General features: G+C 32.4%; 5 protein-coding genes. All 5 read left to right on the top strand.

Annotated features, from left to right (window positions below; translation table 11 throughout):
• Positions 1–597: 597 nt before the first annotated feature.
• The 5 genes from COE49_RS24160 to COE49_RS24140 all read left to right on the top strand — a co-directional run bounded on the left by COE49_RS24160 (position 598) and on the right by COE49_RS24140 (position 7,911).
• Complete coding sequence (locus COE49_RS24160; RefSeq protein WP_098252109.1) at positions 598–1,515, top strand: endonuclease/exonuclease/phosphatase family protein; 918 nt, start codon at positions 598–600, stop codon at positions 1,513–1,515.
• A 487-nt stretch (positions 1,516–2,002) separates the two neighbouring features.
• Positions 2,003–3,367 (top strand): DEAD/DEAH box helicase, encoded by a 1,365-nt coding sequence (locus tag COE49_RS24155; RefSeq protein WP_088229112.1) that lies wholly within the window; start codon positions 2,003–2,005, stop codon positions 3,365–3,367.
• A gap of 252 nt (positions 3,368–3,619) precedes the next feature.
• Positions 3,620–4,255 carry a TetR/AcrR family transcriptional regulator gene (locus COE49_RS24150; protein ID WP_098252110.1) on the top strand — a complete coding sequence of 212 codons (636 nt, stop codon included), beginning with the start codon at positions 3,620–3,622 and terminating at the stop codon, positions 4,253–4,255.
• Between the two features lie 47 nt (positions 4,256–4,302).
• Positions 4,303–5,565: an MFS transporter gene (locus COE49_RS24145; RefSeq protein WP_098252111.1), complete on the top strand. Its 1,263-nt coding sequence runs from the start codon at positions 4,303–4,305 to the stop codon at positions 5,563–5,565.
• 6 nt (positions 5,566–5,571) lie between these two features.
• Positions 5,572–7,911, top strand: a complete 2,340-nt coding sequence (locus COE49_RS24140) for an ABC transporter permease (RefSeq protein WP_088229115.1) — start codon at positions 5,572–5,574, stop codon at positions 7,909–7,911.
• Positions 7,912–7,915 lie beyond the last annotated feature (4 nt).

Below are 7,915 nucleotides of genomic sequence, written 5' to 3'. Positions count from 1 at the left end.
TATTTATTGTTATAGCTATATTTTTCATGAAGAAGAAAATGAAAAGATAGCTAACATTGTGGATTTGAAATAAAGTTTAACCGTTTTGAAAAAAGTTTGATTAAAATACAACCTTTATTTCAAAAATACAACTGAAAAAGTCTATTTCACAATAAATAGAAGCTGATTGCCAATTGTATGTAGATGATCAACTTCTTTTTTCTGTATATTGATATATTTTGCTGGTTTTTAATCCTCTAAACGAGGTGTTTTCATTTCTACCGTATCTTCATTCTTCCTTACTCTCCCAAGGGTTTCAAGGACTCCATTTCACACCTTACTTTTTACGAGAGAACTACCCTGTGCTCAAATAGACTTAAATAATTCATTTTATTTACACTATTGTAAATATTATGATTTTAATTAAATTTTACATGTATTTTTATAGGGGAATGCCAAATACATTTACTTTGCTCCTTCTTTATTCTTTCAATTTACTGATGTCATTATGTTCAATTCTTTATATTTACAATATTAAAACTAATATTAATATTGCCTTAACATAGAAAAGGTATGCTTTAACTGTAATACATAATTAAATAACGAGGAGGAATTAGAATGAAGAAAGTTTTAAAATCCTTATTTTTAGTGGTAGCCGGTTTACTAGTTTTCCTAAGTGGTTTGTTACCGGGAGCTTTAACTGGGTTTGCTGCAGAAAACAAAGACCAGTCGACGGTGGTAGATGTAAAAGCGATGACTTTTAATCTAAGATACAAAAATAACAATGATCCATCACCACACACTTGGGATGAAAGGGTTCCTACCATTAAAAGACTGATTGATATGGAGAATCCTGATATCATTGGGACGCAAGAAGTGTTATATACACAACTACAAGATTTAGAAAATACATTACCTAAGTATAATTGGATTGGTTTAGGGCGTGAAGGTGGAAATCGTGGAGAATACTCTGCTATTTTTTATAAAGAAAAAGATTACACCGTACTTGAGTATGATCATTTTTGGTTATCCGATACACCAGAAGTAATTGGTTCGAAAACATGGGGAAACAATATTCCAAGAATGGTTACTTGGGCTAAGTTTCTTGATAAAAAAAGCAACCAACAGTTCTATTTCGTCAATACACACTTTGATCACCAATCCGCAAATGCAAGAGAAAAAAGTGCAGAATTAATTCTTGAAGTAACAAAAGAATTTGATCCAGGGTTACCGGTTATATTAACAGGCGACTTCAATGCTGGACCAGATAGTCTTCCACACCAAATTTTAACAAGTGACGGAGCATTCGAAGATTTATGGGAAACAGCTGAGACAAGAATCAATGAAGAATTAGGAACATTTAATGGTTTTGTTGATCCTACTGGTAAAGGACCTGGCAACCGTATTGACTGGATTCTCGGTAAAGGAAACCTTATAACTAATGAAATTGAAATTGTTAATTATCAGAAGAATGGACAATTTCCAAGCGATCATTTCCCAGTGATTGCTGACATCTCCTTAACCTACAACAAATAAGAGAATAAAATGAGCCAAGATCATTGATATAGTTGAATGGTGTTTGGCTTTTTTGAGTTACGGGGTATTGTGAAATTGAACTACTGTAAAGTTATACTGGAATTATATTCCAATTGAGCGCGTTTGTAGTAGATTATAGGCAGAAAATGATCAATCTTATTTCAAAATGGATTCTATTTTATTTATCGTAAAACTTGGGATTGTAAGGTGTTTTTGGTTAAACTTTATTTCAAAGCTACATACAATCGATACAATTTTATATTATCCTCGAAATGACATGAAATTAAAACGTCATATCACAAAATTAAGAAGTTCATTTTGTCTTCTACTAACATGGAAGCACTAATAAATTCCGAGAAAAAACAAAAAGAATTTACCCACCTAGTACACAATGAATATAAAAAAAGAAGATAAGAATTTTTTTATTTTTCATATTTGGCGAAACAAATGGTACAATGAAAGCTAATGTGAAAAATAAGGAAAAGAAGTGGTCTATTTGAAAAACTTTTTAGAATTAGGAATTAGTGAAACTTTTAATCATACATTACGTGAAAATGGAATTACAGAAGCAACACCGATTCAGGAGAAAGCAATTCCTGTTATTATGTCAGGTAAAGATATTATTGGGCAAGCGAAAACAGGAACGGGTAAAACGTTAGCATTCGTGTTACCGATTTTAGAAAAAATCGATCCAGAGTGTAGTGATGTTCAGGCTTTAATTGTTGCGCCAACAAGGGAACTAGCACTGCAAATTACAGCTGAAATTAAAAAAATGCTTGTTCAAAGAGAAGACATTAATGTATTAGCGATTTATGGTGGACAAGATGTAGCGCAACAATTGAGAAAGTTAAAAGGTAATACACATATTGTTGTAGCGACACCAGGACGATTATTAGATCATATACGACGTGAAACAATTGATTTAAGTAATCTTTCAACGATTGTACTAGATGAAGCTGATCAAATGCTTTATTTCGGTTTCTTATATGATATTGAAGATATTTTAGATGAGACACCTGGTAGTAAACAAACGATGTTATTCTCAGCAACGATGCCAAAAGATATTAAAAAATTGGCGAAACGTTATATGGATGAGCCGCAAATGATTCAAGTACAAAGTGAAGAAGTAACGGTAGAGACAATTGAACAGCGTGTTATTGAGACGACAGACCGTGCAAAACCAGATGCACTTCGCTTTGTTATGGATCGTGATCAGCCATTTTTAGCGGTTATTTTCTGTCGTACAAAGGTTAGAGCAAGTAAGCTTTATGATAATTTAAAAGGACTTGGTTATAATTGTGCTGAACTTCATGGTGATATACCTCAAGCGAAACGTGAAAGAGTCATGAAGAGTTTTCGCGAAGCTAAAATTCAGTACTTAATTGCGACTGATGTAGCGGCTCGTGGACTTGATGTAGATGGTGTAACGCATGTATTTAACTTTGATATTCCAGAAGATGTAGAAAGCTATATTCACCGCATTGGCCGAACAGGACGTGCAGGTGGATCAGGTCTTGCGATTACATTCGTTGCAGCGAAAGATGAAAAACATTTAGAAGAAATTGAAAAAACGCTTGGTGCACCACTGAAAAGAGAAATAATCGAACAACCGAAGATAAAACGTGTTGATGAAAATGGAAAACCGGTACCAAAGCCGGCTCCAAAGAAATCAGGTCAATATCGTCAAAGAGATAGTCGTGAAGGTTCAAGAAGTGAATCAAGACGTGATTCGAGAAATAGCTCAAGAAGTGATTCAAGAAATAGTTCGAGAAATGAAAACAACCGATCATTTAATAAGCCAAGTAATAAGAAAAGTAGTACAAAACAAGGTCAGCAAAGACGTGGCCGTTAAATAGTTATTATGAAAGAGTCGCAAAGCATTGCGGCTCTTTTTTATTTTTACTCAAAGCAACCGATATAAGTAGAAGAGTAATTGCATTGAAACAATCTTTAAAATTTCATTTACCGTATTAAAATAATTAAAAATCTAAAAAGGAAATAAGAAGTAAGGTGTTGTATATGTACAATAATTAGGAAACTTTTTACTAACTAAACATATAATTTAAATAGACCGACAGTCGGTCTGGCGGGAAGGAGAACGTGAATGCGAATTGTAAAGGAGTATGAGGAGAGACGAAAGGAAATTTTAGAAACTGCTGAACGTTTATTCGTTACGAAAGGTTATACGAAAACAACAGTAAATGACATTTTAAAAGGGATAGGGATAGCAAAGGGGACGTTTTATCATTACTTTAAGTCGAAAGAAGAAGTAATGGATGAGATCATTATGAGGATCATTAAAGATGATGTTGCTAAAGCGAAAGTAATCGTCTCTAATCCAAATATCCCAGTTTTAGAAAAGTTATTTCGAGTTTTAATGGAGCAATCGCCAAAATCAGGGGATGTAAAAGATAAAATGATTGAGCAATTTCATCAACCAAATAATGCAGAAATGCATCAAAAAAGTTTAGTACAATCCATTATTCATTTATCTCCTGTATTAGCGGAAGTTTTAGAGCAAGGAATTAAAGAAGGGATTTTTTCAACTTCATACCCACAAGAAACGATTGAACTATTACTATCCTCAGCGCAAGTCATATTTGATGATGGGTTATTCCAGTGGAAACCAGAAGAAATGATGAGAAGAGCGAAGGCTTATATTAAAATGATGGAAGTATCTGTTGGAGCGAAAGAAGGATCCTTTGATTATATGATGGAGGTTTTAATGAAACAGAAATAGCTTTTTTCTGTTTGGGCATTATAGACCGACAGTCGGTCTAAATTTGAATGAAAGGTGTGATGAGGATGCCAGCAAGTATAAAATCTTCTATGAAAAATTTTCACTTAATGGTGAGTGGGCAAATTATTACTATTTTAGGTTCAACACTTTTACGTTTTGCTCTGTCATTATATGTGCTAGATATAACAGGGCGTGCTGATATATTCGCAGGATTATATGCGGTAACGAGTATTCCATTTTTACTAGCCCCTCTTGGCGGAGCTATTGCAGATCGTTTCAATCGCCGTAATTTAATGGTCATCTTTGACTTTATAAACACTGCGATTGTATTAAGTTTTATAGTTTTGTTGTTTACCGGTTCTGTATCTATTGTTTTAATCGGAACAGTTATGTTTTTGTTAGCCGTCGTTAGTGCAATATACGCACCAGTTATAATGGCGAGTATTCCGCAATTAGTTCACGAGAAAAAATTAGAACAAGCGAACGGTATCGTAAATGGTGTGCAAGCATTATCTAATATAGTTGCTCCTGTATTAGGAGGAATATTGTACGGCATAATTGGTTTGAAAATGCTCGTAATAATAAGTTGTCTTGCTTTCTTTTTATCTGCAATTTTAGAAATGTTTATTACAATACCTTTTATAAAAAGAGCGCAAGAAAGCCATATCATACCGACAATTGTAAAAGATATGAAAGAAGGACTTGTATATGTTTTAAAACAACCATTTATTTTGAAATCTATGCTTTTAGCTGCATTACTAAATTTAATACTGACACCGCTATTTGTTGTTGGTGCTCCAATTATTATACGAGTAACAATGGAAAGTAGCGACACGTTATACGGAATTGGAATGGGATTAATCGATTTTGCTACTATTTTAGGTGCATTATCAATAGGTTTTTTTGCGAAAAAGCTACAGATGAAAACATTGTATTACTGGATGCTTTTAATAGGTTTACTAGTACTACCAATGGCACTATCAGTTGTACCAGTTATTCTTAATTTAGGATACTATCCATCATTTATCCTCTTTATATTTTCTTCTATTCTAATCGCAATGATTATGACAATTGTCTCTATTTATGTAATTACTGTAGTCCAAAAGAAAACACCAAATGAAAACCTCGGAAAAGTAATGGCAATTATAACAGCGGTAGCTCAATGTATGGCACCGATTGGGCAAGTCGTTTATGGTTTTATGTTTGAAGAATTCAGTATGAAAATATATGTACCTATATTAGCTATTAGTTTCATAATGATAATAATAGCGGTTGTGACGAAGAAAATATTATCGAATGAAGGGAACTAGCTTCATATGATTAGGAGAATGTTAAAAAGAGATTTCTCTCAAAATAAAATGATAATTACCATTTTATTTATGTTTATCATGTTATCAAGTCTATTAATGGCTAGTGCTTCAAGTAACGTTATAAATCTATTGAACTCAATGGATCAATTGCTTAAAGTATCTAAAGCACCGCACTTCGTACAAATGCATGCCGGAGAAATAAATCAAAGGTCAATCGATTCATTTGTAGAACAAACACCGTATATAAAAAGGCAACAGACGGCTGAGATGATTCAAGCAAACGGATCTAACGTATTTATAAAAAACAAAAATCAAGCGGAGCAAAATAGTGTAATGGATATTAGTTTCGTTAAGCAAAATAGTAATTTTGATTTTTTACTAGATTTAAACAATAAAGTGATCGATGTTAGGAATGAGGAAATAGGTGTACCCATTTATTATATGCAAAAATATAATTTGCGTATTGGAGATAAAATATGGGTTGTTAAAAATAATAATGAACTAGAATTTACTATTTCGACATTTGTTCGTGATGTTCAAATGAATCCATCCATCGTTAGCTCGAAACGATTTGTAATAAGCGATGAAGACTTTGAAATCATAAAACAAAATTTTGAAGAAAGGGAATACCTTATTGAATTTCAGTTAACAGATTTAAATAGGATAAATGAATTTGAAGATTTATACCAATCATCGAACTTACCTCAAAAAGGTCCCTCTATTACGTATTCACTCTTTAAAACGCTCAATTCATTAACTGATGGAATAATAGCTGCAGTGCTTATTATAATAAGTGCATTATTGATGTTAATTGCAATGTTATGTATTAGATTTACGATCATTACTTCGATGGAAGAAGACTATCGGGAAATTGGTGTTATGAAAGCAATCGGGATTCATAACAAAGATATTCAAAAAATATATGTAACAAAATATGTTGTTATCGCTGCTAGCGGATGTATATGTGGTTATATATTTTCATTATTTGTTACAAAAATATTTACTTCTAATATCTCGCTATATATGGGGACAGCAAATAAGAGTTTTTTACATTTTGTTGTACCATTAATAGTCACAACATTGTTATGTCTAACAGTTATCCTTTTCTGTCGTATTATTTTAAGGGATTTTAGGAGAATTACAGCAATAGATGCTTTACGATCAAGAGATAAACTAGGAAAAAGAAAAATTAGAAAATCCTTTCTACTCAATAAAACTAAAATTAAAAATGTAAATATATTTATAGGTATACAAGATGTTGTGAAGCGATTTAAGTTATACCGAGTAATAAGTATCGTTTTAATAATAGCGGTGTTCATGATTGTTGTACCTGTTAATTTTTTGTATACGATTCAGTCACCGAAGTTTGTGAATTATATGGGGACAGGAAAAAGTGATATACGAATAGATTTACAGCAAACTGAAAATATAGAGAAAAGATTTAAGGATGTTATATCATATTTACGAAATGATGATGAAGTAAAAAAATATGCAGCATTTGTAACGAGTACATTTAAAATGGTGAATGCTGATGGTACACAGGAAAACTTAAATGTGGAAGTGGGAGACTTCACTCAATTTCCAATAGAGTATCTCCAAGGTATGGAACCCAAAAACGAAAATGAAATGGCACTATCCTATATGAACGCAAACGAATTAAAAAAGAATGTAGGGGATGAGATCGTTTTATTTGTAGATGGAAAAGAGCAAGCGCTAACGATTAGTGGTATATATCAAGATGTAACAAACGGTGGAAAAACAGCTAAAGCGAGCTTTTCGTATAACAAAGAAAATATATTATGGTATGTAGTAAATGTAGATTTGAATTCTAATGTGGATTTGCAAGAAAAAGTGAAGGAATATAAACAAAATTTTCATTCTGCAAAAATAACAGATACAGGTAATTATTTATCACAAACTTTAGGAGAGACAATTATACAATTAAGACTCGTTACTCAAGCGGCAATTCTGATTGCTATATTGATATCGGTTTTAATGACTGCGATGTTTATTAAAATGTTATTGGCAAAGGACTCCTCTCAAATATTAATTATGAAAAGTATTGGTTTTTCTAACAAAGATATTCGTATACAGTATATAACTCGTTCTATTGTCATCGTATTAATAGGCATTTTAACAGGGACATGTATAGCTGCTACGTTTGGTGAGATGTTAGTAAGTTGGTTAGGCTCATTTATGGGAGCAGGTCATATAAAGTTTGTCGTGAATCCTATCGTTTCCTATGTAATATGTCCAGCTATATTATTTATATCTGTGATAGCAACAACACTTTTCAGTAGTTTTACAATGAAACAAACAGACGATTTAAAACGAAATGGAGAGTAGGGGT

Source organism: Bacillus sp. AFS029637, from assembly GCF_002584985.1.
Classification (GTDB): domain Bacteria; phylum Bacillota; class Bacilli; order Bacillales; family Bacillaceae_G; genus Bacillus_A.
This window is presented reverse-complemented; position numbering and strand designations above follow the sequence as displayed.

Coding starts and splice junctions, on each gene's coding strand:
- COE49_RS24140 (WP_088229115.1), top strand. CDS start 5,572: ATGATTAGGAGAATGTTAAAAAGAGATTTCTCTCAAAATAAAATGATA.
- COE49_RS24145 (WP_098252111.1), top strand. CDS start 4,303: ATGAAAGGTGTGATGAGGATGCCAGCAAGTATAAAATCTTCTATGAAA.
- COE49_RS24150 (WP_098252110.1), top strand. CDS start 3,620: ATGCGAATTGTAAAGGAGTATGAGGAGAGACGAAAGGAAATTTTAGAA.
- COE49_RS24160 (WP_098252109.1), top strand. CDS start 598: ATGAAGAAAGTTTTAAAATCCTTATTTTTAGTGGTAGCCGGTTTACTA.